General features: G+C 75.3%; 23 protein-coding genes and 2 pseudogenes. 11 read left to right on the forward strand and 14 right to left on the reverse strand.

What is annotated here, in order from left to right; genetic code table 11:
* Positions 1 to 286: 286 nt before the first annotated feature.
* Positions 287 to 775 (reverse strand): DUF6907 domain-containing protein, encoded by a 489-nt coding sequence (locus VSR01_RS10315; protein ID WP_326448955.1) that lies wholly within the window; start codon positions 773 to 775, stop codon positions 287 to 289.
* Entirely contained in the window at positions 772 to 1,167 is a 396-nt protein-coding gene (locus VSR01_RS10320) for a hypothetical protein (protein WP_326448956.1), read from the reverse strand. The genes VSR01_RS10315 and VSR01_RS10320 overlap by 4 nt, the downstream gene beginning before the upstream one ends.
* Positions 1,168 to 1,464: 297 nt before the next feature.
* Between VSR01_RS10320 and VSR01_RS10325 the strand changes: the two genes are divergently transcribed.
* Genes VSR01_RS10325 through VSR01_RS10335 form a run of 3 tightly spaced genes read left to right on the forward strand, consistent with a single transcriptional unit; the run spans position 1,465 to position 3,086 of the window.
* Positions 1,465 to 1,728, forward strand: a complete 264-nt coding sequence (locus tag VSR01_RS10325) for a helix-turn-helix domain-containing protein (protein WP_326448957.1) — start codon at positions 1,465 to 1,467, stop codon at positions 1,726 to 1,728.
* Positions 1,729 to 1,745: 17 nt separating this feature from the next.
* Positions 1,746 to 2,627 carry an XRE family transcriptional regulator gene (locus VSR01_RS10330; RefSeq protein WP_326448958.1) on the forward strand — a complete coding sequence of 294 codons (882 nt, stop codon included), beginning with the start codon at positions 1,746 to 1,748 and terminating at the stop codon, positions 2,625 to 2,627.
* A gap of 15 nt (positions 2,628 to 2,642) precedes the next feature.
* Complete coding sequence (locus VSR01_RS10335; protein WP_326448959.1) at positions 2,643 to 3,086, forward strand: GNAT family N-acetyltransferase; 444 nt, start codon at positions 2,643 to 2,645, stop codon at positions 3,084 to 3,086.
* Positions 3,087 to 3,158: 72 nt separating this feature from the next.
* Here VSR01_RS10335 and VSR01_RS10340 read toward each other — a convergent pair whose 3' ends face one another.
* From VSR01_RS10340 to VSR01_RS10350, 3 genes are all read right to left on the reverse strand, one after another.
* On the reverse strand, positions 3,159 to 3,455 hold the full coding sequence (locus VSR01_RS10340) for a sensor histidine kinase (protein WP_326448960.1): 297 nt from the start codon (positions 3,453 to 3,455) through the stop codon (positions 3,159 to 3,161).
* Positions 3,437 to 4,525, reverse strand: coding sequence for a sensor histidine kinase (locus VSR01_RS10345; RefSeq protein WP_326448961.1), 1,089 nt, complete (start codon positions 4,523 to 4,525; stop codon positions 3,437 to 3,439). The genes VSR01_RS10340 and VSR01_RS10345 overlap by 19 nt, the downstream gene beginning before the upstream one ends.
* Positions 4,526 to 4,665: 140 nt before the next feature.
* Complete coding sequence (locus VSR01_RS10350; protein WP_326448962.1) at positions 4,666 to 6,105, reverse strand: MFS transporter; 1,440 nt, start codon at positions 6,103 to 6,105, stop codon at positions 4,666 to 4,668.
* Positions 6,106 to 6,234: 129 nt separating this feature from the next.
* Between VSR01_RS10350 and VSR01_RS10355 the strand changes: the two genes are divergently transcribed.
* The 4 genes from VSR01_RS10355 (at position 6,235) to VSR01_RS10370 (ending at position 9,463) form a co-directional block, all read left to right on the forward strand.
* Positions 6,235 to 6,870 (forward strand): class I SAM-dependent methyltransferase, encoded by a 636-nt coding sequence (locus VSR01_RS10355; protein ID WP_326448963.1) that lies wholly within the window; start codon positions 6,235 to 6,237, stop codon positions 6,868 to 6,870.
* Positions 6,871 to 7,008: 138 nt separating this feature from the next.
* Positions 7,009 to 8,034: an N-acetylmuramoyl-L-alanine amidase gene (locus tag VSR01_RS10360; RefSeq protein WP_326448964.1), complete on the forward strand. Its 1,026-nt coding sequence runs from the start codon at positions 7,009 to 7,011 to the stop codon at positions 8,032 to 8,034.
* Between the two features lie 198 nt (positions 8,035 to 8,232).
* Positions 8,233 to 9,057: a hypothetical protein gene (locus tag VSR01_RS10365; protein ID WP_326448965.1), complete on the forward strand. Its 825-nt coding sequence runs from the start codon at positions 8,233 to 8,235 to the stop codon at positions 9,055 to 9,057.
* A 112-nt stretch (positions 9,058 to 9,169) separates the two neighbouring features.
* Complete coding sequence (locus VSR01_RS10370) at positions 9,170 to 9,463, forward strand: hypothetical protein (protein ID WP_442785662.1); 294 nt, start codon at positions 9,170 to 9,172, stop codon at positions 9,461 to 9,463.
* Positions 9,464 to 9,545: 82 nt separating this feature from the next.
* Here VSR01_RS10370 and VSR01_RS10375 read toward each other — a convergent pair.
* The 3 genes and pseudogenes from VSR01_RS10375 to VSR01_RS10385 all read right to left on the reverse strand — a co-directional run bounded on the left by VSR01_RS10375 (position 9,546) and on the right by VSR01_RS10385 (position 12,998).
* Positions 9,546 to 10,624, reverse strand: a pseudogene (locus tag VSR01_RS10375) (prenyltransferase).
* On the reverse strand, positions 10,621 to 11,457 hold the full coding sequence (locus VSR01_RS10380) for a class I SAM-dependent methyltransferase (protein ID WP_326448967.1): 837 nt from the start codon (positions 11,455 to 11,457) through the stop codon (positions 10,621 to 10,623). The pseudogene VSR01_RS10375 and the gene VSR01_RS10380 overlap by 4 nt, the downstream one beginning before the upstream one ends.
* On the reverse strand, positions 11,457 to 12,998 hold the full coding sequence (locus VSR01_RS10385; RefSeq protein ID WP_326448968.1) for a glycosyltransferase family 4 protein: 1,542 nt from the start codon (positions 12,996 to 12,998) through the stop codon (positions 11,457 to 11,459). Before VSR01_RS10385 ends, VSR01_RS10380 begins: the two co-directional genes overlap by 1 nt.
* 214 nt (positions 12,999 to 13,212) lie before the next feature.
* On the opposite strand from VSR01_RS10385, the gene VSR01_RS10390 reads away from it, so the two are divergent.
* Positions 13,213 to 13,950 (forward strand): TetR family transcriptional regulator, encoded by a 738-nt coding sequence (locus VSR01_RS10390; RefSeq protein WP_326448969.1) that lies wholly within the window; start codon positions 13,213 to 13,215, stop codon positions 13,948 to 13,950.
* Between the two features lie 596 nt (positions 13,951 to 14,546).
* Positions 14,547 to 14,831 (forward strand): annotated as a pseudogene (locus VSR01_RS10395) (LuxR C-terminal-related transcriptional regulator); the annotation flags it as partial.
* Here VSR01_RS10395 and VSR01_RS10400 read toward each other — a convergent pair.
* The 4 genes from VSR01_RS10400 to lanKC form a co-directional block, all read right to left on the reverse strand.
* Complete coding sequence (locus tag VSR01_RS10400) at positions 14,757 to 16,703, reverse strand: ABC transporter ATP-binding protein (protein WP_326448970.1); 1,947 nt, start codon at positions 16,701 to 16,703, stop codon at positions 14,757 to 14,759. The pseudogene VSR01_RS10395 and the gene VSR01_RS10400 overlap by 75 nt on opposite strands.
* Positions 16,696 to 18,219, reverse strand: a complete 1,524-nt coding sequence (locus VSR01_RS10405; protein WP_326453586.1) for an ATP-binding cassette domain-containing protein — start codon at positions 18,217 to 18,219, stop codon at positions 16,696 to 16,698. Before VSR01_RS10405 ends, VSR01_RS10400 begins: the two co-directional genes overlap by 8 nt.
* On the reverse strand, positions 18,105 to 18,593 hold the full coding sequence (locus tag VSR01_RS10410; protein ID WP_326454011.1) for a hypothetical protein: 489 nt from the start codon (positions 18,591 to 18,593) through the stop codon (positions 18,105 to 18,107). The genes VSR01_RS10405 and VSR01_RS10410 overlap by 115 nt, the downstream gene beginning before the upstream one ends.
* A 443-nt stretch (positions 18,594 to 19,036) precedes the next feature.
* The gene (gene lanKC / locus VSR01_RS10415; RefSeq protein WP_326448971.1) at positions 19,037 to 22,165 is read right to left on the reverse strand and encodes a class III lanthionine synthetase LanKC; all 3,129 of its coding nucleotides are present in this window, start codon (positions 22,163 to 22,165) and stop codon (positions 19,037 to 19,039) included.
* 360 nt (positions 22,166 to 22,525) lie between these two features.
* Between lanKC and VSR01_RS10420 the strand changes: the two genes are divergently transcribed.
* Positions 22,526 to 23,380: a helix-turn-helix domain-containing protein gene (locus tag VSR01_RS10420; protein WP_326448972.1), complete on the forward strand. Its 855-nt coding sequence runs from the start codon at positions 22,526 to 22,528 to the stop codon at positions 23,378 to 23,380.
* A 15-nt stretch (positions 23,381 to 23,395) separates the two neighbouring features.
* Entirely contained in the window at positions 23,396 to 23,599 is a 204-nt protein-coding gene (locus tag VSR01_RS10425) for a DUF397 domain-containing protein (protein WP_326448973.1), read from the forward strand.
* Positions 23,600 to 23,820: 221 nt separating this feature from the next.
* On the opposite strand, the gene VSR01_RS10430 is transcribed toward VSR01_RS10425, so the two are convergent.
* Together VSR01_RS10430 and VSR01_RS10435 are read right to left on the reverse strand one after the other, a co-directional pair.
* Positions 23,821 to 24,207: a hypothetical protein gene (locus VSR01_RS10430; protein WP_326448974.1), complete on the reverse strand. Its 387-nt coding sequence runs from the start codon at positions 24,205 to 24,207 to the stop codon at positions 23,821 to 23,823.
* A gap of 97 nt (positions 24,208 to 24,304) precedes the next feature.
* Positions 24,305 to 25,090: a hypothetical protein gene (locus VSR01_RS10435; protein WP_326448975.1), complete on the reverse strand. Its 786-nt coding sequence runs from the start codon at positions 25,088 to 25,090 to the stop codon at positions 24,305 to 24,307.
* Positions 25,091 to 25,249 lie beyond the last annotated feature (159 nt).

Here is a 25,249-nt window from a genome sequence, read left to right on the forward strand (position 1 = left end):
GCGACCACGGCGAGTCTAACGAAGCGGCCGTCGGCGTGATCACCCGGTCGGCCCGGCGTGTCGCCGCTGATACGAAGCTGAGACATTTCCCGTAAGCCGCCTCGCCCCTGACTCCCCCCTGGCCGTACGCCACCGGACCGTCCCGCTGCCCTCGGGGCAGGAAGTGACGTGTCGGCATCCGGCACCGACCAACCGCGATGCCTGCCGTACTACGCAGCGCGGCGCCCCCGCTCGGGTTGGATCAGTCCGAGCGGGGGCGCGGCGAGATGCGGCGCGGGCGTACCCGCTAGTGCGTTCGGTGGTTGCGCTGCCAGTCGTCGCGGGCGGCGACCAGCGCGGGACGCACCTGCTGTTCGAGCCGGTCGGCCTGGGCCCGCAGCAGCGCGGCAACCACGCTCACACCCTCGGGGTCGAGGTCCCTGAACCAGAAGTCGTCCACGATCTGCACGTCGACGACCGGCACCCGCGACTGATCCTCCTCGGCGAACGGCCGGCAGTCGACGGTCACCCCGAAGACGACCATCGGCCCCGGCGGGTCACTGGCGAAGGCGACCACCGCCGACTCCCCGCCGAAGTCCCGGCGGTGGTGCACGTCCGCCAGCAGCTTGCCGAGCAACTGCGGCGCGACACCCGTCCTACTCGGGTCCTCCTCCGCCCAGCCAGGCAGATAGCCGCGGACCGCCACATCCCCGTCGCTCGTCGCGATGCACCAGTCACCACCGCCGCCAACCGCCGTTGGCGGTACGGAGATCGCCGTCACCATGGTCTCGGTCATCGGGCCCCACCAGTCCTCACGTTGTGCACGGTCGCCGTGACGACGCCGCTGCGCCGGGCGATCTCTCGATTCACCACGGCCTGCGCCAGCTCCGACATGCCCTGTTCCTCGTCGTCCACCGGCGGCAGCCGGTCGCCGCGACTGGCGGCGATTCGCAACGCGTCCTCCAGCGAGCCGATCAGGCAGGTGATCACGTGCCTCAGCTCACGTTCGGGAGCGTCGGTGTTCTCCAGCGTCGCCTTCGCGTAGCCGACCAACTCCTGACCCATCCCGAGTTGCACGGCCTCCAAGTTGTCGGCCATTCGCGAGATCAGCGACGCCCGACCGCTGTCGTCCACCAGGTACGCCGGCTTGCCGTCCTCGCCGGTCCACGGCAGCAACCTGGCGTTCACCGCGCGACCTTCCCGACGCCCACCCGCTCCGCGCCGGCGTCCGACGTGCGAGCGTCGCAGTCGACCCTCACCCGCCCCGCACAGCGCCCGTTACGCTCACCCATGTCAGCCTGCCCTTTCAGGTTGTCCACGCCCCCGGGCCGTTCACGCGGTCGCGGGGGTCTGATGCAGTTTCGTCAGGGCGGTACTACGCAAGCCCCGACACAGGTAGCGTTCCTCGTGAGACAGACCCGGTGTAGTGGTGAGGCGTCCGCACGTGTCCGCTGCGCTGCGGACACAGCGGACAACGGAGGACTCATGGCCGAGTCGTTCGGGCAAGCGCTCAAGCGCTTACGCGGCGGTCGATCCCTGCGTGACGTTGCACAATTGGCGAATTGCAGCAAGAGCTACGTCTCCGACCTGGAGAACGGAAGACGGAAGCCCAGCCCGGACATCGTGGCGGCGATCGACCGTGCGCTCAGCGCGAAAGGCGCGCTGGTCGCGCTGGCCGAGTCCGAAGCCGGCCCCTCCCGCTCGAACGGGCTGACGCGCTCCAACGCGGCCTTCAAGAGTCGCTCGTAGCAGGCCCTTTGTCGGGCGTGGGCCTGGACGAGGTGGAATGGGCGGTGGAACGCCACGGCCGGGCAACCCGTTATCGGCCGGAAGCCGAGCTTCTCCCTGAGCTGTTGGCCGACTTCGGCGATCTCCGACTGCTGATGAGCGGGCGGCAGTCCGAACCCGTGCGCCGCAGGCTGGCCGTCGCTGCTGCACGCATGTCCGGCCTGGTGGCCCTGACGCTGCTCAAGCTCGGCGACGAGCGGTCCAGGAGCTGGTGGCGGACCGGCCGGGCCGTAGCCGCCTCCGCGGAGGACCGCGCCACCCTGTCATGGATGTACGCGCAGGAGGCGTACCAGCTCTACTACAGCGGCGATCTCTACGGCGCGGTCGAGTTGGCGTTGCGTGCGCAGCACTGGGCCGACGCACTGCCCTGCGTGGGGCCCGCTCTGGCCGCGCCGCTGGAGGCACGCGCCCACGCGTTGCTCCACGACGCCGACGCGGCCACCGATGCCCTGGCCGGCGGCAGAACCGCGTTGGACAGGCTCCCGGAAGCGGAACGGACGGAATCCGCGTTCGGATACTCGGAGGCGCAGTTCGCCTTTCACTCCGGCAACGCTTGGACCCACCTTGGGGACACCGACCGCGCGAACGAGGAGCTGACCCGCGCGCTCCACCTGTACCCCCGCTCCGACCACATGGACCGGGCCTTGGTCCACCTGGACCAAGCCATGTGCGCTGCCGTCAGCGGTGATCCCGCCTCGGCTGCCGACCAGGCGCTCACCACGGTCGTGAACCTCCCGGAGCAACACCGCACAGCATTGATCATCTATCGGGCGCGGGATGTCGCGGATAAGGTGCCCGAGGCTCGGAAAACGCTGGAGATCAAGGCGCTGCGCGAAGTTCTGGCACTGCCATCGGGGTGAGGAGCAGGTGACGTGATGCGGATCAGCAAGGCGGCAGAGGCGGACATCGGAGAGCTGTCCGTGATGCTCGGCGAGATCGAGGCGTACTACGGCGGCGATGCGGCCCCGGCGGACGCCGAGCAGATCCGCCGCGCGCTGTTCGGCGAGCGGCCTGCGGCAACGGTCCTCCTGGCCCGCGACGGTGACAGCGTGCTCGGCCTCGCGTCGTACTCCTACCTGTGGCCCGCCGCAGGAGCCGACACTTCGCTGTACCTCAAGGAGCTGTACGTCCGCGAGAGCGCCAGGCGTCGCGGCGTCGCCCGGGCCCTCATGGCCGAACTCCGGCACGCCGCTGCCGCTGCCGGCTGCTCCCGCATCGAATGGACCGCCGACAGCGACAACCCGGCCGCCCTCGCCTTCTACAAAGCGCTGGGCGTCGAGCCGAAGGACGGGAAGATCTTCTACCGGTCAGCCCTCTGATCGGCCGAGCACTTCGCGGCCACCACGTCCTCCGCGCCGAGCGCCGAGCGACCCGGCGACCGGCGTCCGGTGTCAGGGCAGGGGCAGCGTCGCGGTGAGGGTGAAGCCCTCGGGGGAGGACGTGGTGCGCAGGGTGCCGCCGGCGGCGGTGAGGCGCTCGGTGAGGCCGCGCAGGCCCGTGCCCACGCGTCCCCGGAGGTCCGTGCCGACGCCCGCCGGGGCGTGCGGCGCGGCCGGGCGGGCCGGCTCCGCGCCGCATCCGTCGTCCGCGACCGACAGCTCCGCGCGGTCCTCGGCGACGCGCAGTTCGACGACCACCCGCCTCGCCCCGCTGTGCCGCACCACGTTCGTCACCCCTTCCCGCAGCACCCAGCCGAACAGCTCCTCCCCGCCGCCGGCAGCGGCCGTCCCGACGCGCGCACCACGAGATCGATGTCGGACGCGGCGAGCGCCGACCGCGCCCGCGCCAACTCCGTGGCCAGGCTGCCCTCGCGGTAGCCGGTGACCGCCTCACGGATCTCGGTGAGCGCCTGGCGGCCGACCGTCTCGATGTCGGCGACCTGCGCGAGCGCCGCGTCCACGTCACGCGGCGCGATCCGCTGCGCCGCCTCGGACTTCACCACGATTACCGACAGCGTGTGCCCGAGCAGATCGTGCAGGTCGCGGGAGAACCGCAGCCGCTCCCGCGCCACCGCGGCCCGCGCCAGCTCCTGCCGCGTCTCCTTCAGCCGGGCCACCGCGTGGAACAGGGTGATGATCACCGAGACGACCAGGCCGGACAGGAACGTCCCGTACGCCAGCCCGGCCGTGCTCCAGAACCCCTCGTGGTGCAGGCCCGCGATCAGGCCGGCCGTCGCGCTCAGCGGCACCAGCATCAGCCCGAGGGTGCGCCTGCCGCGCGAGACGCTGCCCACGCAGAGCGAGACCAGCACGAACAGCAGTGTGAAGTCGCCGCCGTAGCCGATCGCCAGGGCGAGCGCGGTCGCCGCGAGCGCGCCCAGCAGCCGCGCCGGCACCGGGCCCGAGCGCAGCCGCTCACCGAACGCCGCGCGGACCGTGGCGACGTACAGCACGCAGAACAGCGCGAGTCCGGTCGCCGCGAGCCAGGCCGGCGCAGCGTCGCCCTGCCCGATGTCGGTGGCCGGGCCGATCGCCATCAGCAGCCACGGCAGCAGCGCGCCGCCGTCCGGGGCCTTGAGCCGTTCGATCTCCTGCTCGAAGTCGACCGGTTCGCGCCACCGCCACCACGTCCCGCGGCGCGTCTCCTCCGCCGCGGGGGCCGATGCCGGCGCCCCGGCCGCGCTCCCGGCCCCGCCCCCGGCCGCGCTCCCGCCCATCGCCGCGGCCGCGCCCGCGAACTCCGCCGTTCCGCCCGCGACACCCCCCGTCCCGTCCGCGAACTCCGCCGTCCCGCCCGCGCCGTCCTTGTCGCCCCTCACACCGGCCCCCGTTCCGTACGTCTGCGCATCGCCACCGTACCGGGAGCACCCTTGCCCGACCCGGCGCGCGGACGCGCACCGGCGTACGAGCGCCCACGCCGGCGGCGGGCCCGTACGGCGTACGAACGGCGGCCGGCCGGCTACCTCCGGGGGCGCGGCAGCAGGCCGATCAGGCAACTGCCCGCCGCGAGGAAGATCCCGCCGAGCAGGAACGCCAGCGAGTAGCCGGAGGTGAGCGCGGACAGCGGCGCCGCGCCGCCGTGGGCGCGGGAGGCGGTCCTGCTGACCGCGGACGTCGCCAGGATCGTCAGGCCGAGCGCGCCGCCCAGCTGCCGCGAGGTGTTGAGCAGCCCGGAGACCAGGCCCTGCTCGCCCATCGGCACCCCGGACGTGGCCGCCGCCGCGATCGGCGTCATCAGCAGCCCCGCGCCGAACATGGTCACCGCGCCGGGTCCGGCGATCGCGCCGAGGTAGCCGCCGTCCACCGTCAGCCGGCTCTGCCAGAACAGCCCGGCCGCCCCGATCAGCCCGCCGGCCGCGCCGATCAGCCGCGCGTCCACCCGCGCCATCAGCCGCGGCGCCAGCTTGGACCCGGCGATGATCGCGACGGTGTGCGGCAGGAAGCCCAGGCCCGCCCTCACCGGGCTGTAGTGCAGCACGTTCTGCATGTACAGGGAGAGGAAGTACCAGGTGGCGAAGGTCGCCGCGCCGCTGGCCAGGAGCACCGCGTTCGCCGCGGACACCGACCGTACGGCCAGCAGCCGCAGCGGCATCAGCGGCGTCGCGCTGCGCGCCTCCACCGCGGTGAACACCGCGAGCAGCACCGCGCCGGCGACCAGCGGCAGCACCGAGTGCGCCGAGGACCAGCCGTGCGACTCGCTCTCCGCGATGCCGTACGCGAGCGCCGCGACACCGCCGGTGACCAGGACCGCGCCCGGCACGTCCAGCCGGCGCGCGCCGCCGACGCGGCTCTCGGTCAGGTAGTAGACGGCGGCGGCGAGCACGACCGCGCCGACCGGCACGTTGACCAGCAGCACCCAGCGCCAGGACGCGTAGTCGGTGAGCAGCCCGCCGACCAGGCCGCCGGCCGCGCCGCCGCCCGCGCCGACCGCGGTCCAGGTGCCGATCGCCCGGGTCCGCGCGGGCCCTTCGGGGAAGGAGGTGGTGAGGATCGCGAGGGTGGTCGGCGCGAGCACCGCGGAGCCCAGGCCCTGCACCGCGCGGGCGGTGATCAGCATCCACGGGCTCTGCGCGAGCCCGCCGGCCAGGCTGGCCGCGGTGAACAGGCCGAGCCCGGTGAGGAAGACGGCCTTGCGGCCGAAGAGGTCCGCGGCCCGCCCGCCCAGCAGCAGGAAGCCGGCGAAGGTGAGCGCGTAGGCGTTGACCACCCACTGCTGGCCGGTCTCGCCCATGCCGAGGCTGGAACGTATGGACGGCAGCGCGACGTTGACCACCGACACGTCCAGCACCACGAGGAACTGCCCGGCGCACACCGCGAGCAGCACCGCCCAGGCCGGCGGCGCGGGCCGCCCGCCGGCCCGTCGCCCGGTGGGTGTGCGCTGTCCCAGGAGTTCGCTCATGCCCCCATGCTGCCGGGGCGGGCGCCCGCGGGACATCCGGAATATTGCCGGACCCGGCCGGTCCGCGGTCCTACGACCGGCGGCGGAGCGGACGCAGGTCAGCGCCTGGGGAACGCCTAGGGTGGGCGCATGACCGACGTGCTCGCGGCGTTCGAGGCCGCCAAGGGGTTCATGCCGCGCGACGAGGGCCTGGCGTTGTACGCGGCGGCGCGCGAGGCGGCCGGGCTCGGGCTGCCGCTGCTGGAGGTCGGCACGTACTGCGGGCGCTCCACGATCCTGCTGGCCGACGCGGCGCGCGCGGCCGGCACGGTCGCGGTCACCGTGGACCACCACCGCGGCAGCGAGGAGCAGCAGCCCGGCTGGGAGTACCACGACGCGTCGCTGGTCGATCCGGTCACCGGGCGGATGGACACCCTGCCGACGTTCCGCAGGACGCTGCACGCGGCCGGTCTCGAGGAGCACGTGATCGCGGTCGTGGGCCGCTCGCCGCAGGTGGCGCGGGTGTGGCGGCAGCCGCTCGGCCTGGTCTTCGTCGACGGCGGCCACACCGACGAGCACGCGCGCGCGGACTACGAGGGCTGGGCGCCGCTGCTCGCCGAGGGCGGCCTGCTGGTGGTGCACGACGTGTTCCCCGACCCGGCGGACGGCGGCCAGGCCCCCTACCGCCTCTACCGGCGCGCGCTGGACCGCGGGGCCTTCCGCGAGGAGTCGGCCACCGGTTCGCTGCGGGTGCTGCGCCGGCTGCCGGGCACGCCGGTGCTCTGAGGCGGGCGGCGCCGGCGCCGCCCGCCCGTCGCGGAACGTCACCGTCCGTGCGGGCGGCGCGTGCGGCGGGGGCCCGCACCGGGACGAACCGGACGCGGACCGTGCGATCCGGCGCACCCGGCCTATAGAGTCGCGGGCGTGTTCAGCAACGAGTCACGCGGGGGCGGCCGGTGCGGTCCCGTCTTCCTCGCCCGTACGGCGATGGCGGCGGTGGCGGTGGCGGTCTGTCTCGCGGGCTGTTCGGCCGCCGGCGGCGACGGCTCGCACTCCGCCGCGGCGGCGGGCGCGGACTCCGCGGACCGGGCCGGCGGCGGCGCGGACGCGGGCGCGGACGGCACGACAGGCGGCTCGACAGGCGGCTCGACGGGCGGCCCCGGCACGGACCCGTCCGGCGCCGCGACCGGCTCGACGTCCCCGGCAGGCTCCCCCGGGTCCGCCACCGCGCGGACGCCCCCGGCGACCGGCGGCGCGTCTGCAAAAACGCTTCCGCTGTCCGGCAAGGTCGTCGTTCTCGACCCCGGCCACAACCCGGACAACGCCAAGCACGTCGCCGAGATCAACAAGCTCGTGGACATCGGCACCGCCCGCAAGGAGTGCGACACCACCGGCACCGAGACCGACGCCGGCTACCCCGAGGCCCGGTACACCCTCGACGTCTCCCGCCGGGTGCGGGCGCTGCTGCGGGCGCGCGGCGCCACCGTGGTGCTCACGCACGACGGCGACCGCCCGTACGGGCCCTGCGTGACCGAGCGGGCCGAGATCGGCAACCGGGCGCACGCCGACGCGGCGCTGTCCATCCACGCCGACGGCGCCCCCGCGGCCGACCGCGGCTTCCACGTGATCGCGCCCAAGTCGCTGCACGAGGGCGCCGCGGACACCCGGAAGATCGCCGCGCCCTCGCTGCTGCTCGCCACCACGCTGCGGTCGCACTTCGCCGCGGCGACCAAGGAGCCCTTCGCCGACTACCTCGGCGGCGGCACCGGACTGACCGTGCGCGGCGACCTCGGCGGCCTCAACCTGTCGACCGTGCCGAAGGTCTTCATCGAGTGCGGGAACATGCGCAATGCCCGCGACGCCGCGTCGTTGACGGATCCGGCCTGGCGGCAGGACGCTGCTGAGGGGATCGCCGACGGCCTCACCGCCTTCCTCGAAGGGAAGAGGTGACCCGGCCTCGAAGGGAAGAGGTGACCGGGGCGACCGAGGTGACAGGGGTGTAGCGGTCCGGTATGGATCGTGCACCATTGCCCGCACTCCGCCCCCACCGCAAGATCACGCCCGTACCATGGGGCACCGCCCAGAACCACCCGATGCCGGTACGGCGTCCGAGCGAACGAACCGAACTGACAAAGGACAGGACCTGACGTGAACATCCGCTCCCTGACCCGAGGAGACGGCGCGGTGATCGGAGCAGCGGTGCTGCTCCTGATCGCTTCGTTCCTGCCGTTCTTCGGTGGCAAGAATCCTTTCACCGGCCAGGAGCAGTCGCGGAACCTGTGGCACTCGGACTACTTCCCGATCCTGCCGTCGGTGACGCTCGCCGCCCTCATCGCCGCGGCAGCGCTGATCGCCGCCAAGTCCGGGCAGTTCACCGGCCGCCAGCTGCTCGGTCTGTCGCTGGAGCAGTGGACCGTCGCGCTCTCGATCTTCGTCGGCTGGACCGCGGTGTGGTCGACGCTGTTCGTCAACCCCGACGGCGTGGACAAGAAGGTGGGCAACTGGCTGACGCTGATCTTCGGGCTGGTCATCGCCGTGGTCGCGCCGCTGTCCAGCCGGCTGCCGGCGCTCCAGGCGCCGCTGGTCGGCGCTCCGCGGCCGGCCGCGCCGCAGCCGTACGGCGTGGGCGGCCAGCAGCCGTACGGCGCGCCGCAGCAGGCCGGCTACGGCTACCCCGGTGGCGCGCAGTCCGTCGACCCGGCGTACGCGGGGGGCGCCGCGCCGTACGGTGCCGCGCCGCAGCAGGCCGCCGCTCCGGCCCAGGCGCCGGCCGCGGACTTCAGCGCGTTCTGGTTCGCGGTGCCGGTGCCGCGTCCGCTCTACGCCGAGGACGGCAGCGGCGGTCAGATCGCCGAACTGACCCCGGGCACCTGGTACCTGGCCGTCGACCAGCGCGGCCAGTCGCTCATCGCCCAGACCCAGGACGGCCGCCGCGGCGTCCTCCAGGACAGCAGCGGCATCCAGCGCGGCTGAGGCCCCTCGCTCGACGGCGGTGGTCCGCCCCGCAACCGCGGGGCGGACCACCGCCGTCGGCGTACCCGGCACGCATGCCGCGGAGTTTCAACCACCGCGGCCGGGCAAGGCGATGGGCATGGCCAGACGGTATAGCGGAAACCCCGCAGCGGCGGTCATCATGATCGCCGCGGACATCGCTGCTCTGATCCTCATCCTGTGGATCGTGTTCTTCGTATTCGACGCGAACCGGGCGAACGACCTGGTCAACTGGGTGCACCACGCGGCGGACTGGCTCGCCGGATGGTCCAGGGACCTGTTCACACCGGACAACGCCAAGTGGCGGACCGTGCTCAACTACGGCCTGCCCGCGGTGATCTACCTGATCGTCGCCCACCTGGTGGCGGGCCGGGTCAACCGCGCCTGATCCCCGCGCGGACGCACGTCGCCGCCACGCACACCGCTGCAAGTCCCGCCCCGCGGCCGTACGTCCCGCCGCGGCACACCGCTCAGCAGCAGTCCGGCGCCAGTCCCGCCGGCAGCCGCCGGGCTCCGAAGACCGCGGTGGTCGCCTCGTCCCCCCGAGCGCGGCCACCGCGAGCAGCAGCGCCGCCGCGGTCCACGAGGTCCGCTCCACCGGCCAGACGGCCTGGTCCTCGAAGACGTACCCGGTCCAGTACAGGCCGTCCTCCGCGCGCAGGTGCTGCATGTCGGCCAGCACCCGCACCGCGCGCTCGCTCTCCCCCACCGCCCACAGCGCTAGGGCGAGTTCGGCGCTCTCGCCGCCGGTCACCCACGGGTTGGGCAGCACGCAGCGCACGCCCAGGCCGGGCACCACGAAGCGGTCCCAGCCCTCCTCGATGCGGCGCAGCGCCCGCGGCCCGCGCAGGCTGCCGCTGAGCACCGGGTAGTACCAGTCCATCGAGTAGCGGGACTTGTCCAGGAAGCGCTCCGGGTGCTCGGCCACCGCGTGGCCCAGCGCACCGGTCGCCAACTCCCAGTCGGGCTGCGGCTGTTCACGCAGCTCGGCGAGCGCCAGGGCGCAGCGCAGCGCCTGGTGCACCGAGGCGGAGCCGGTGAGCAGCGCGTCGGCGACCGGGCGACCGCCGGCCTCCCGCTTCCAGCCGATCTGGCCGCCGGGCTGCTGCAGCGCGAGCACGAACTCCACCGCGGCGTGCACCACCGGCCACATCCGGTCGGTGAACGCCTCGTCGCCGGTGGCCAGATAGTGGTGCCAGACGCCCACCGCCACGTAGGCGCAGAAGTTGGTCTCCCGGTCCAGGTCGGTGGGCCGCTGCGGGTCGCCGTCCTGGTATCCGGCGTACCAGGAGCCGTCGGGGTTCTGGTGCCGGGCCAGCCAGGCGTACGCGGCCTCGGCGCGCGCGTGCTCGCCCGCCGCGTCCAGCGCCATCGCGGACTCGACGTGGTCCCACGGGTCGAGGTGGTGGCCGCGGAACCACGGGATCGCGCCGTCCTCGCGCTGGACGCCCGCGACGGCCGCGACGGTGGCGGCGGCCTGCTCGGCGGTGAGCACGCCGGGCAGCGCCAGGCGCTCGGTGCGGCCCCGGCCCCTGCTGGACGGCGTCACCTGGCGGGACCCGCGGCGGCGTCGGTGTCAGCGTCGGTGCGGGTGTCGGCGGCTGCGTCGGCGGCTCCTGCGGCTCCCGCGGCCTCGTCCGTCGACCCGGTTCCGGCCCCGGTCCGCGGCAGGTGCGGCTTGGTGGCGTACGCGACGAAGCTCTTGCCGATCAGCGGGTTGAGCGCCTGCTCGGCGATGCGGGTGGCCAGCGGGCGCTTCATGATGTCCCACACCAGCAGCTTGTGGTACAGCTTCACCGGCAGCGCCTTGTCGTTGTCCACGCCGACCGCGCACTTGATCCACCAGTACGGCGCGTGCAGGCCGTGCGCGTGGTGCGTGCCGTACGGCACCAGGCCGGCCTCGCGGATGCGCTCCAGCAGCTCGTCGGCCCGGTAGATGCGGATGTGGCCGCCCTCGACCTCGTGGTAGGCGTCGGACAGCGCCCAGCAGACCTTCTCCGGGCCGTAGCGCGGCACGGTCACCGCGATCCGGCCGCCGGGGCGCAGCACCCGGACCATCTCGGCGAGCACGCCCTTGTCATCCGGGATGTGCTCCATCACCTCGGAGATGATGACGACGTCGAAGCTCTCGTCGGGGAACGGCAGACGGAGCGCGTCGCCCTCCATCGCGACCGCGGACGCGCCCTGCGGCGCCTCGCCGGCCTCCTTCATCGCCGCGAACCACTTGGCGACCTCGCGGATCTCGTCGCCGTCGCGGTCCAGCGCCACGACGCGGGCGCCGCGCCGGTAGCACTCGAAGGCGTGCCGGCCGCCGCCGCAGCCCAGGTCGAGCACCCGGTCGCCGGCGGCGAGCGGGAAGCGGGCGAAGTCGACGGTCAGCATCAGCGGTTGCTCCCCACGCTTCCGGCGGCGCCGGTGGTATCGACGGCACCGGTGGCATCAACGGTATCGGCAGACCCGGCGGTCCCGGCAGTGCGCGCGGTCCCGGCGGCAGGCGCGGTCTCGGCGGGACGTGCGGTCCCGGCGGCAGGTGCGGTCCCGGCAGGACGCGCGGTCCCGGCGGCAGGCGCGGCGGTCCCCGCAGTACGCGCGGTCCCGGCGGTCCCCCCGGTGCGCGCGGTCCCGGTGCCGGTCCCGGCCGCCGCGCCCGCCGCGCCGCGCGCCGGCCGCTGCTCGGCGATCGCCTCGCGGTACAGCTCCGCGGTGGACTGGGCGGCCCGCGCCCACGTGAAGCGGGCCAGCACCCGCTCGCGCCCGGCCGCGGCGATGCGCCGGCGCAGCTGCGGGTCGGACAGCACCCGTTCCAGCGCCTGGCACAGCGCGCCCGCGTCGCCCGGCGGCACGGCCAGGCACGTCTGCCCGTCGGGCCCGGCCACCTCGGGGATCGCGCCGCCGGTGGTGGCGACCAGCGCGGTGCCGGTGGCCATCGCCTCCGCGGCGGGCAGCGAGAAGCCCTCGTAGAGCGAGGGCACGCAGGCCACCTCGGCGCTGCGGATCAGGTCCACCAGCTCCTGGTCGGAGATGCCCTTGACGAAGTCGACCGCGTCCGCCAGGCCGAACGCGGTGATCGCGTCGGCCACCGGGCCCTTCCGCGGCCGGGACCCGACCACGACCAGATGCGCGTCCGGCCGCTGCGCGCGCAGCTTGGCGAGCGCCTCGACCAGGAAGACCAGGCCCTTGAGGGGCACGTCGGCGCTGGAGGTGGTGACGATCCGGCCGGGCACCTCGGGCACCGCGGGGTCGGGCGAGAACAGCCGGGCGTCGGCGCCGATCGGCACCGCGCGGATGCGCTCCGGCCGCACCCCCAGGTCCTCGACGATCTCCTGGCGGGAGGAGCCGGAGACGGTCAGCACCGACGGCAGCCGCCGCGCGACCCGTTTCTGCATCCGCGTGAAGCCGTACCAGCGGCGTACCGACAGCCGGCGCTTCCAGTCCGCCGCCGCCTCCAGCTCCAGCCGACGGTCCACGGTGATGGGGTGGTGGATCGTGGTGACCAGCGGCAGCGGCAGGCCCAACAGCCCGTAGCCGAGGGTCTGGTTGTCGTGGACCACGTCGAAGTCGGCGCGCCGGGCGGCCAGATGGCGGCGGGCCCGCAGGCTGAAGGTGAGCGGCTCGGGGAAGCCGCCGGTCCACATGGTGGCGACCTCCAGCGCGTCGATCCAGTCGCGGTACTCCCCCGGCTTCGGGGTGCGGAAGGGGTCGGGCTGGCGGTACAGGTCGAGGCTCGGCAGCTCGGTGAGCGTCACGCCCTCGCCGACCGCGTCCAGCACGGGGTAGGGCTGCGCGCCGATCACCTCGACCTGGTGGCCGAGCGCGGCCAGTTCGCGCGACAGGTGCCGGACGTACACGCCCTGGCCGCCGCAGAAGGGGTTGCCCTTGTAGCTGAGCAGCGCGATCCGTAGCGGCCTGGCCTGTGCGGTCACGCCGGCCCCTTCTGCCTGCGATTGAGCCGGAGCGTCACCCGGTCGCGCTAATCTAGAACAAGTTTCAGATCGATGGTACAGAACGCCGCCGCGACCGGCGCGCCGGGCAGCCCCGGGCAGCCCCGGGCAGCCCCGGGCAGTCCCGGGCACCGGCACGAGCGGCGGCCGGCACCGGCGACGGGCGGCGCCGACGGCGAAGGGCGGGCGGCAGGCGATGGAGCACACGGCCACGGGACCGGCACCGCATCCCGGCGCCCGGCCGTCCCCGCTGCCGCTGACCGAGCGGCAGGAGGCCAGGCGGCGCAGCATCCTGGACGCGACCACCCGGCTGGCCTGCCGCGGCGGCTTCGACGCGGTCCAGATGCGCGAGGTCGCCGAGACCTCGGGGGTCGCGCTCGGCACGCTCTACCGCTACTTCCCGTCCAAGATCCACCTGCTGGTGGCGACGATGGAGGACCAGCTCGGCCAGCTGCACACGGCGCTGCGGCAGCGCCCGCCGGCCGCCACCGCGCCCTCCGAGCGGGTCGCGGACACGCTGCTGCGCGCCTTCCGCGCCCTCCAGCGCGAGCCGCAGCTCGCCGACGCCATGGTCCGCGCGCTCATCTTCGCCGACCGCTCGGTCAGCGCCGAGGTGGCCACGGTCTCCCGGCTGACCACGACGATCATCCTGGACGCGATGGGCACGGACGCGGCCGCGGGCGATACGGGCCCGGGCGGCACGGACGCGGGCTCCGGCACCGACACCGACACCGGCTCCGGCACCGACACCGGCTCCGGCTCCGGCTCCGGCGGTACGGACGCGGACGGTACGGACGTGGACCCCGCGCTGCTGTCCGCCGTCCGGGTGATCGAGCACACCTGGCACGCCGCGCTCGTCGCCTGGCTCTCCGGCCGCTCCCCGGTCGACCAGGTCACCGAGGACATCCGTACCGCGACCCGCCTGCTGGACTGAGGCAGCCGGGACCGGGCGGGGGCGGGGGCCGAGGGACCGGGCGGACCGACCGGGCGGACCGGTTCACGGCCCGGCGGGGACCGGGCGGGGGGGCCGGACCGAGCAGGCGGTCGTGCCACGCGCCAGGAGTCCGTCCGGAATTCACCCGAACAGGTGAGCGTACGTCCCCCGCACCCGCGCGCCGGGAGGCTCCCGCGCCACACCGCTGCTTCCGGTCGCGGGTGTTCCACGCCCCTGACACCCGTTTGGCCGGGTATGAATGGGATCGCGCCGACCGGGGGAACGCGCACGTCCGCGGGCTGCCATGGGGGGCGGCCCCACCGCGGGCGTCGGGCACGACGGGGACGACGCGAGGGAGAACACACGTGATACGGGTACAGGTGGCGCACGACACCCATCTGCTGCGGTCGGCGCTGGCGGCGCTGCTGCGCAGGGAAGCCGACTTCGAGGTGACGGACGCCGGCTGGGAGCAGGCCGCCGAGGCGAGAGCGTTACCGCCGCACGTACGGGTGGTCGACGCGGACTGTCCGGGCTGGCGGGAACGCTCCGGCACGCCGGCCGCCACCGGCGGCCAGGGATCACCGAGCGCGCTGGTCGTGCTGACCGGCGCGGGCAAGCCGGGCAATCTGCGCCGCGCCTACGAAGCGCACGCGCTCGGCTTCGTCAACAAGGACCGTTCGCCCGACCGGCTGCCGGCCGCGGTCCGCAGGGCCGCCCAGGGGAAACGGTTCGTCGACGAGTCGCTCGCGGTGGGGTTCCTCCAGGCCGCCCACATGCCGCTGACCAGGCGTGAGTTGAGCGTGCTGTCACTGAGCGCCGAGGGCGCGTCCGTCACCGAGATCGCCCGCAGCCTCCATCTGTGCGACGGGACGGTGCGCAACTACCTGGCCGCGATCACCCGCAAGACCGGCGCCCGCAACCGGGTCGACGCCATACGGATCTCCCGCGTGGCCGGCTGGGTCTGACGCCCGCGCGGGCCGCGGCCCCGACCCGGGTCGCGGGTCCAGTCCGGGGTCCGGCTCCGGTCCGGGTTCCCTCCCGCGCGCGGGCACGTGGCCGGTTCCGGGCCCCTGCGCGCTCCAGGCGCCCACCAGATCGCGGTAGAGCGCCGAGCGCGCGGGCAGGTCGTCGTGGGTGCCGCACACCGCGTGCGTGCCGTCCAGGACCAGCACCCGGTCGGCCCGGCGCGCCGAGCTGATCCGGTGCGCGATCACCACGAGGGTCCCGCCGGGGCGCGCCGCGAAGGCCGCCTCGGCGACGGCCTCGGCGGCCGGGTCCAGATGGCAGGTCGCCTCGTCCAGCAGCACCAGTCCCGCGGGCGCGAGGTAGGTGCGGGCCAGCGCCAGCAGCTGGCGCTGGCCCGCGGAGAGCGCGCCCGGGTCGACCTCGGCGTCCAGCCCGCCGAGCGCCGCCACCAGCGGCCCGGCCCCGACCGCCTCGGCCGCCGCGAGCACCTCGGCGTCCGCGGGCGGTCGGTCGCGCAGGTAGCGCAGGTTCTCGCCGACCGGGCCGCGGAAGACGTACGCCTCCTGCGGCACCAGCACCGCGGGCCCGGCGGTGCGCACCGACCCCGCGCCCGGCCGCAGCGTCCCGGCCGCCAGACCGGCCAGCGTCGACTTGCCGATGCCGCTCGGCCCGACCACCGCCAGGTGCTCGCCGACCGGCACGCGCAGGTCCAGCTCCCGCAGCACCGGCTGGGCGCCCGGCCCGTAGGCGAAGGTGACGCCGCGCAGGTCGAGCGCGACGCCCGGCGGCGCGGTGCCGGCCGCCGGGGCTCCGGCGGGGGGCACGGGGGGCGCGGCCGGGCCGGGACCGTCCGGCGCCGGGGCGTCCGCGGCCGGGCCGCCGATGCGGTCGAGGACGACGCCCAGGCGGCTGCCGGTGACGCTGAGGGTGTGCACGAGGTTCTGCAGCGCGGGCTGCACGGACTGGGTCAGGTAGGCGAGCGCGCCGACCAGTGCGCCGGGGCTGAGCCGGTGCGTGGAGAGCAGCCAGGGCGCGGCCACCAGCAGGACCACGACCGGGAGTTGGCCGCCGACCGCGAGCGCCGCGGCCCGGGCCGCGCCCCAACGCGCCAGCGTCCGCGCGGTGTCCGCGCCGAGGCGGATCCGCTCCTGCGCGCGGCCGGCCGCGGTCTGCTCGGCGCCGCACGCGGTGATGTCCCGCAACCCGGCGGTGAGCGCGCCCAGTTCGGCGGCCAGCGCTTCGTCGGCGGCGAGCGCGCGGTGCTGGCGGCGGGCCAGCGGGCCGAGCGCGGCGGCGAACAGCGCGATGCCCGCGGCCAGCGGCACCGAGACGTACAGCAGCAGGACCGGCGCGAGCGCGCCCATGCCGGCGAGCGCGGCGGCCGAGGTGAAGACGAACGAGCGCAGCACCAGGACGAGTCCGCCGAAGGCGTCGCGCGCGATCTCCACCTGGTGGGTCAGCCGCGACACCGCGGACGGCGGGTCGCCCTCGCCGCGCAGGCCGCGCCGCACCACCCGGCGCACCAGCAGGTCGCGCAGCGGCTCGACCACGTCGGCCAGCGCGCGGAAGACCCCGGCGGTGCCGTACGCGCCCACGGGCACGGCCGCGGCGGCCAGCGCGAGCCACCACGCGCCGACGCCCTGCCGGCCGCGCAGGAACCCGTCGTCCAGCGCCTTGGCCAGCGCGTAGCCGCCGAGGAACGTCTGCCCCGCCTCCAGCACCGACCACGCCGCGAGCACGCCGAGCGCCGCCCGCCGCCCCCGCAGGTACCGCCACACCTCACCCACCCGCCGGCCCCCCTTCCGCGCCGCGCCGCCGCGACCCGGCCGGTCCCGCGGGTTCGGCGGGCGACGGCTCGGCGGCCGGGGCGCGTTGCGCGCGGTCGGCGGTGGAGTGCCCCGCGGTCGGCGTGCGTTGCGCGCGGTCGGGAGGCAACCGCTCGTCCGCCGGGCCGGGTTCGGGCGGGGCGAAGAGGGCGCGGTAGGCGGGATCGGGCCACAGGGCGGCGTGCGGGGCGGTCACGCGGACACGGCCCGCGTCGAGCCAGACGACGAGGTCGGCGCGGGCCGCGGTGGCGGCGCGGTGGGTGGTGAGCAGCCGGGTGCGGTGCGCGTGCCCGGTGAACAGGGCGCGGGCGACGTGCAGTTCGGTGACCGTGTCCAGGCTCGACGTGGCGTCGTCCAGCACCAGCAGCCGGCCGGGCCGGGCGAACGCGCGGGCCAGGCCCAGGCGTTGCACCTCACCGCCGGACAGCGGAGCGGCGGCCCGCGGGGTGTCGTAGCCGTCGGGCAGCAGCCGCACGAAGGCGTCCGCGCCGGCCGCGCGGGCCGCCGCGGTGACCGCCTCGCGCGGCGCGGGCCGGGGTCCGAAGCCGATCGCGTCGCCGACCGTGTCGCCGAGCAGCACCGGCCGTTCGAAGGCGTAGCAGACGGCGTCGCGCAGCGCCGCGCGGCTGAGCGACGGCAGCGGGCGGCCGTCCAGGAGCACGGTGCCGGCGTCCGGGTCGGCGAGCCGCCCGGCCAGCGCGGCGAGCACGGACTTGCCCGCGCCCGTCCTGCCGACCACGGCCACGGCCGTGCCGCCGGGGATCGTGAGACTGACGCGGTCGAGCACCGGCGTGCCGTCGCGGACCACCGTGACGTCGCGCAGCTCCAGCGTGCCGGGACCGCCGGCCGGCAGCGGTCCGGCGCCGTGCGCGGGCGCGGGGACGGCCAGCACCGACGCCACCCGGCGGGCCGCGGCGCGGCCCCTGACCAGTCCGCCGAGCTGGCCGACGACCATGCCGACGCCCGCGGCGAGCAGCGCGTAACGGGACGCCGCGAGCAGGTCGCCGACGCTGATCGCGCCCTGCGCGAGCCGCAGCCCGCCGACCGCGAGCACGGTGATCTGCAGCAGCGGCACGAGCACCGCGGCCTGTGCGGTGGCCCGGCCCTGCACCCGCCACATCCGCCGCCCCTGGACGCCGAGTCGGGCCAGCGGGCGCAGGACGCGCGCCTCCTCGCGGTCCCAGCTGCGGGCCGCGGCGATGGTGCGGGCGCCGCCGATCGCGTCGACCAGGCGGGCGGCGATCCGGCCCTGGGCGTCCTGGTAGCGGGTGATGCTGTCGGACGAGGCGCGGGCGAACGTCCGTACCAGCAGCACGAGCGGCGGCGCGCCGGCCAGGAACGCGACCGCGAGCCAGGGGTCGATCAGCCCGAGCGCGACGACCCCGCCGAGCGGGCCCGCGACGGTCGCGGGCAGCGCGACCGCGGCGGCGGGGGCGGCGGCCGCGTCGGCGGCGTTGCCGACCAGCCGGGTGACCAGGTCGCCGGCCCCTCGGCTCCCCGCGCGAGCACGGGCGGCCCCACGTCGAGCACGTGCCGCACCGCCCGCCGCCGCAGCCCCGCGGTGAGGTCCGCGGTCGTCGTGGCCGCGAGCACGTCCGACGCGGCGGCGATCAGGGTTTGCCCGGCGACGGCCGCGGTGCACAGGGCGATCCAGCCGCCGGCCGGACGCCCGCGCAGCACCGCGTCCAGGGTGTGCCCGAGCACGAACGGCACCGCGAGCGCGAGCCCCACACCCCCCAGCGCGAGCACCCCCAACACCGCCAGCCCACCCCCCCGCTCCCCCGCGACCGCGACGAGCAGTCGATCCCCGTCCCGCGCGTCCCGCGCGCCGTTCGCGTCCGGGTGCCTCACCGTCGACCGCCTCGCTTCGCCTCGTCGTCGTGTCCCGGCCTCACGTCATGTCCTCCCGCGCCCGCGCCGCCCGCGCATCCCCCACGCGCCATGCCGTCCCACGCCCGCCCCCGCCCGCGCATCCCCCACGCGGCCCCGCGCGTACCGCCGAAGCCGCCGCAGTCGCCGCTGCCGTCGCCGAGCGGCTCGGCCAGGCGCGCACGCGGCGACCGCGGGCGCGGGCGCCGGACGCACCGCGCCGCCGTGCGCGGGAGGCGCACGGCGGCGGGCGCGTCCCCGCCCGGACGGGATCGGGGCGGGGACGCCGGCGGCCCGGGTCGGGCCGCCGGGCCCGGCCGTCAGGGGCGGGGACGCCGACCGTCGGAGCGGCGTCCCCGGCAGCGGCCTCGGCGGCCGGTGACCTCAGCGGCCAAGCGGCCAAGCCGCCAAGCCGCCAGACGGCCTCAGAGGCAGACGAGGAAGCTCACCGAGCTGATGCAGCCGATCAGGCTCAGCGAGCTCGCGCCGCCCTCGCCGCCGTGGCCCTCGTCCGTCTTGAGGTCCTGCAGGTCCAGAAGTGCCATGACATGTCCTTTCATCGGAAACGGGTTGGTGCACGGCTCCGGTCTCACGCGACCGGAACCGGATCTGTGGGCCGCCCCGCGGACCCCGCGGCCGGCGGCGCGGGCGGCGGGGAGGAAGGGCAGCCGGGCCCCGGCCCGCCCGCCGGCCGCGGCCAGCGCGAGCAGGCACCCGGCGGTGCCGGTGCCGAGGTCCATGGACAGCCGCATCATCTGGTTGCCGGGGAAGGCCAGCCCGCCGGCGTACTCCATGCCGTACCAGCCGAGCGCGTCGACCTGCGCGGCGAGCGCGCCGCGCGGCACGCCGGGCGCGGTCGTCCTGGCCAGGTGCAGCACCATCCCGGCGCGGCCGGCGAACAGCCCCGGCTGGGCGTACAGCCGGGAGGTGGCCGCCCGTACGACGGCCGCGCGCGCCTCCTCGAAGGGCGCGGTCGCCGGGCCGGGCGGCACCAGGCCGAGGTAGTCGTCGAGGACCAGGCCGATGCCCGCGCTGCCGTCGCCGAGGTACGGCATGGTGCGCCAGCCCTCGTCCACCTCCAGCGCCCCGGCGGCGGTGCGCACGCAGGCGTCGAGGTCGGTGCGCAGCGCGCGGGCGGCGTGGTCGAGCAGGGCGGGCGCGCCGGTGCGTTCGTACAGGCGCAGGAAGAGCAGCGCGGGACCGGTGGCGCCGCGCATCAGGCCGGCCCTGCGGCGCGGGGCGCTCCCGGCGGGCGCGGCGCGGTCGGCCCCGGATCCGTCGCCCCCGGACCCGTCGGCCCCGGAGCGGCCCGCGGCCTCGGCGGCCTCCGCCGCGGCCTGGAGGCGTCCGGCGACGATGCCGGCCGCCTCCAGGGCGCGTTCGCCGAGGTCGGCCTCGCCGGTGCCGCGGGCCAGGTGGTCCAGGACCAGCCCGATCCCGGCCAGCCCGCCGGTCAGGTCGGAGGCCAGCCGCTGCCACTGCTCGGCGAGCAGCGTGCGGACCAGGCCGAGCGCGCGGTCGGTGTGCCCGAGCAGGTCCAGGACGAGGGCGACGCCGGCGATCCCGTCGTAGAGGCCGAGCGGGGTGCCGTTGGCCAGGTGCTCGGTGCGGTCGAGCAGCCAGCGCTCGCCCTCCTCGTGGCGCGGCAGCCCGGCCTGCTCGAAGGCGTAGAGGACGCCGGCCGCGCCGTGCGCGAGGCCGAGGCCGCCGCCTTCGGAGAACTGCGTGATGTCGCCGGGGTACAGCCGGTCCGCGCGGCCGGGCGCGGCGGAGGCGAGGATCGCCCGCGCCATCGCGTCGCGCGCGGCCGGCCAGTCCGCGGGGTCGGCGGGCAGCCCGCGGAACCCTGCGCCGGCTCCTGTCCCGCCCCCGCCGCCCGGCGTACCGGCGCGCGCCCGCGCGGGCGGCACGCGGGACGTACCACTGGGCGCCGCGGACGTACCACCTGCCGGACCGGACGTACCACCGAACCCGCCCGACGTGCTCCCGGGCGCGCCGGGCCCTCCCCCGGCCGCCGCGGCCGTGCCCTCACCCGTACGGCCCAACGCCCGGCGGACATTCGGCGCGGTCAGGTCGCGCGGCGCCGCGTCGCGGGTGATCTCGCGCACCGCCTCCGCGAGGAAGTCCTCCGGGACCGGGAACTGCGCCGCGATCACCTCGGCCAGGTGCGCCGCCTTCCCTCGGTCGATCGCCAGCAGCGTCGTGACCGGCAGGAACAGCGCGAGCCGCAGGCAGGCCAGGGCGTAGCGGTCGACGTCCGGGCCGCGGCGGTCGCGCGGGGCGACGAAGCCGGGGTGCGCGACCGACTGGCGGGCGTCGGCCTCGACCGGGGCCGCCGCCTCGAAGTCGAGCAGCGAGACGGTCTGCTCGTCGGGCGCGACCATGATGTTGAACATGTGCAGGTCGTTGAAGACGATGCCGCGCGAGTGCACCGCGGCCACCGCCTTCTCCACGCCCTCGTGGACGCGCAGCGCCCAGCGGGTGTACGCGGCGACGGCCGCCGGATCGGGCTCGGGGGTCAGCAGCGGGTGGCGGCGGGCGAAGAAGGAGTTGAGCGGCTTGCCCGGCACGAAGTCCATCACCAGGAAGCGGTGGTCGCCGACCGTGAACCAGTCCCTGACCTCGGGCGCGACGCCGAGCCCGGCCAGCCGCCGCAGCGCGTCGCGCTCGCGTTCCAGCCGGGCCACCGCGTCGGCGCCGTCGGCGGCGAGCCCGGCCAGCGGTCTGGCCTCCTTGAGCACGATCGGCGCGCCGGTCCTGGTGTCCTGGCCGGCGTACACGCCGCCGCCGTTGGAGAAGTGCAGGGCGCGCTCGATGCGGTAGGGCAGGTCGCCGACGGTGGTGGCGTTGCGGGCGTCCAGGTGCGGCCGCAGGAATCCGGGCAGCGTCACCCACGGCGGAACGCGGAACGCCGGGGACCGGTCGTCGGGAACCAGCCGTCCGGCGCCGTCCTCGACGGCCGGTACGAGGGTGCCGTGCGGCCCGACGCAGTAGCGCTTGGCGAACGCGCCGTAGCGCACGTACAGCGGTCCTTCACGCCATCTCAGGTCGGTGAGGATGTACGGACCCGGCTCCCCCTCCAGGAGGTCGCCGAGTTCCTCCAGGATGACGCGCAGCCGGTCCTCGTCGGCCGGGTAGACGGTGACGAATTTCCCGCTGGTGTCGCGCCCGGCGTATTTCGAGTTGCGCAGGTGCAGCAATTGCGGGCCGGGCACGAATTTGAAGGGGATATGGCGCGGGACGCAGTAGTCCCAGACTTTCGCGGCGACGGCGTCGGCATTGTCCAGGCCCGCCGAGACATGGATCTTCCAGCCCTGGGCGGGGTAGGCGTCCGGGCCGCGCGGCGGGTCGAGGTGCAGCCAGTCGCCGCTGCGGACACGCCGCCAACCAGGCGGTACGTCGCGTGCGGCGGTGGTGAAGCGCGGTCCGTGGCCGGACTCGGCGGCGCCTCCCGAGCGCTCCGCCGAGCCGGCCGCCGCGTCCGCGGACGGCCGGTCGAGACTTTCGTAGAAATAGCGGTCGGCCAGACAGAAAGCCTCGTACCGGTTGTCCATCGATCCCCCCTCGGACGGCGACGGGGAAAACGTTCGCAGGTTGCCGGCGGGCCGAGAAGTCACGGATGTCACCTCGTGGCCGTGCGAAACGCATACCCCGGCCGGGCGCACCGCGCGCCCCGCGGCCCGCGTGCCGCGGACGGCGGCGACTGCGTCTTGCGGGCCGACCCGTGATAACCAGTGGTCCCGTGCAACCTCCGCCGCCCGCAAGGAAGTTGACTGTGGGCATACGAACCGACCGGGACGGCATTATGGGGCAATAATGCCCCTCTGCAACATTGTCTCCGAATTTTCCAGAAACGATCTGGACCCCGCGAGAGCGGAACGGCAGACTCAGAACCAGCATCAAGAAGGGACACCATGCCGCTCAGAAGCACCGCAACCGCACGCCAGGAGCGCCTCGGTGCGGAGCTACGGAAAATGCGGGAGGCGGCGGGCATCACCGCCCGTGACACCGCGCGGCTGCTCGGCACCGACCCGGCCAAGGTGAGCCACATCGAGGCGGGCAGGCTCGGCGTGAGCGAGGAGCGGTTACGCCGACTGGCCGCGTTCTACGAGTGCGGTGACACCGCGCTCATCGACGCGCTCGTCGCGATGGCCAACGGGCAGGGCCGCAAAGGCTGGTGGGAGGCGTACCGCGGAATGGTGCCCGCGGCGCTGCTGGACATCGCCGAGCTGGAGCACCACGCGGTGCGGCTGCGCACGATCCAGATCACGCACATCCCGGGCGTGTTCCAGACGGAGGACTACACCCGCACGGTCTTCGGCTACGCGATCCCGCCGCTGCCGGAGAACGAACTGGAGGCACGGGTGGCGCACCGCCTGGAGCGCTCCGGCGTGCTCTACCGCGAGTCGGCCCCGCCGTACGAGGCGCTGATCCACGAGGCGGCGCTGCGGATGCGGTTCGGCGGCGGCAAGGTCGCCAAGGCACAGCTCGAACACCTCCAGGAGCTGAGCCACTTGCCGCACATAAGCGTGCGCGTCATCCCGTTCGCGGCGGACGGCCACATCGGTTCCGGCCACGCCATGCTCTACGCCGCCGGGCCGGTGGTCGAACTGGACACCGTCGAGATCGACTCGGCGCACGGGGTCACCTTCCTGCACGCCGCCCGCCAACTGGCCAACTACCGCACGCTGTTCGACACCCTCTCGGCGGTCGCCCTCGATCGGAACCAGTCCCGCGAATTCATCCACAGCACCTCCCGCGAACTCTGACCCGGAAGGCCACCGATGACCGCGCCCCTGGCATGGCAGAAGTCCACGTATTCGCAGGATCAGGGCGACTGCGTCGAACTCGCCGAACACAGGGGCGCGGTTCTGCTGCGGGAGAGCGACAACCCGACGGTGGTGCTGACCACCACCCGGCAGGAGCTGGCGCACTTCCTCCAGGTCATCAAGATCGGGGCGACCGCCACACGGGCGCCCCGTCCCTGAGAGGGACGGGTGCCCAGCGGCTAGGGTGAGGTCCTCTCCCGTACGGAAAGGGCCGCCACCGCATGTCCACCTGGATCATCGTCGCCGTCGTCTTCGTCGCGAGCATCGGCGTCGGCATCCTGCTCAGCGGTCGCAACCGGCGTTGAGCGGTTGTCGCGCGGTTGCCGCTTGGCTCTCCGCGGCGGCCGGTCCCGTACGGACTCCCGGGGGAGGCGGCGGGGTCAGGAGGCGGTGGCGAGGTCGATGACCTGCCGGGTCAGGTCGCGGTAGCGGGCCAGCGCGAGCCGCAGTTGCTCGGTGTCTGCGCCGGAACCCGCGCCCGGGCCGTCCCAGCCGCGGCGCAGCTCCTCGCGCCGCCGCGCCAGCAGGCGCGCGGCCTCGTCCAGTACGGCGTCGGCCTCGCGCACGGCGCCCCGCGGGTCGTCCACGAAGCCCCCGACGGCGCGCTCCATGCGTCGGCTCAGCCCTTCGGCCCCGGAGCCGCCGCCAGAGGTGGAGCCGCCGCCAGAGGTGGAGCCGTCACCGGAGCTGTCGCCGGACCCGGTGGCAGTGGCGGGCTCGGAGGCTGCTGCCGGTACGGACATGTCGTTCCCGCGATGCAGATTCACCGTGTTCAACTCCCTAGGCGTCTGTGCGTGGCGTCACGGTACGGGTGGGGTCACGAGTGGGAGCGGTCGCTCAGCGCGGCGTCCTTGCCCGCGCCGCTCACGCCCGCGGACACGGGCCGGCCTTCTCTGCTTCTGCGTCGGCGTCGCGGGACGAGGCGCGGGACGGCCCCGGGGACGGCTCCCGGGACGGCGTAGCGCCCGACGGTCCGCCGTCGCGCAGGAGTTCGTCGAACAGTTCGCGCGCGGCCACCAGAGCCCGGCGCAGTTCCTCGGTCGCGCCGCCGTCGGTGTCCGCGGCGGGGGCGGAGGCGCCGGAGCCGGAGCCGGGGGCGCGGTCGGAGCCGGCAACCGGGTCCGTGGCGGACGCGGTGGACGCGGCGGACGCGGCGGAGGTGTCACCGGTACGGGTGACCAGGTCGTGGGCCCTCCGGTAGCCCTGGAGCTGGTGCGGGTAGTGCACCGAGAGGGCGTCGGTGTGCTCGGGCGAGTCGGGAGCGGGGAAGCCGCGCTGGGCGGCGAGCTGTCCGATCAGCCGGTCGGCGTCGGCCACCGCGTCCGCGGGCCGGTCCACGAACCGCGCCTGCACCGCGTCCCAGCCGGCTTGCAGCCGCTGCCGGTCCTCGGCCGGGACCGGCCGCACCTCCAGCCTGCCGTACCGCTTGACGCGCTCGGCCAGCTCCCGGCGGGTCGCCTTCTCGTCACCGTCGTGGTGCGCGAGCGCCCGCTCGTACTCGGGGCCGAACCGGTGCTTGAGCCGCATCCCGCCGGGCCCGAATCCGGCCGGCCCGGTGCCGGCCCCGCCGTTCTTGAAGGTCACGGCCGCGATGACGGCGGCCACGACGACCACCACCACGACGACGGCGACCACCGCTGCTGTGGACATGGGGTGCCTCCCCTTCCTCCGCGCGTTCCGCTTCCCCCGCTCGCCTTGCCGCCGCCCGGCACGGCAAACTCCCGCGCGGCGTACGGGAATCGGGCGCGTACGAGATCGCGCGGCGTGGGGATCGCGCGGCGTACGGGTTCGCGCCCACGGAGTCCCGCG

The sequence above is a fragment of the Actinacidiphila sp. DG2A-62 genome (genome assembly GCF_035825295.1).
Classification (GTDB): domain Bacteria; phylum Actinomycetota; class Actinomycetes; order Streptomycetales; family Streptomycetaceae; genus Actinacidiphila.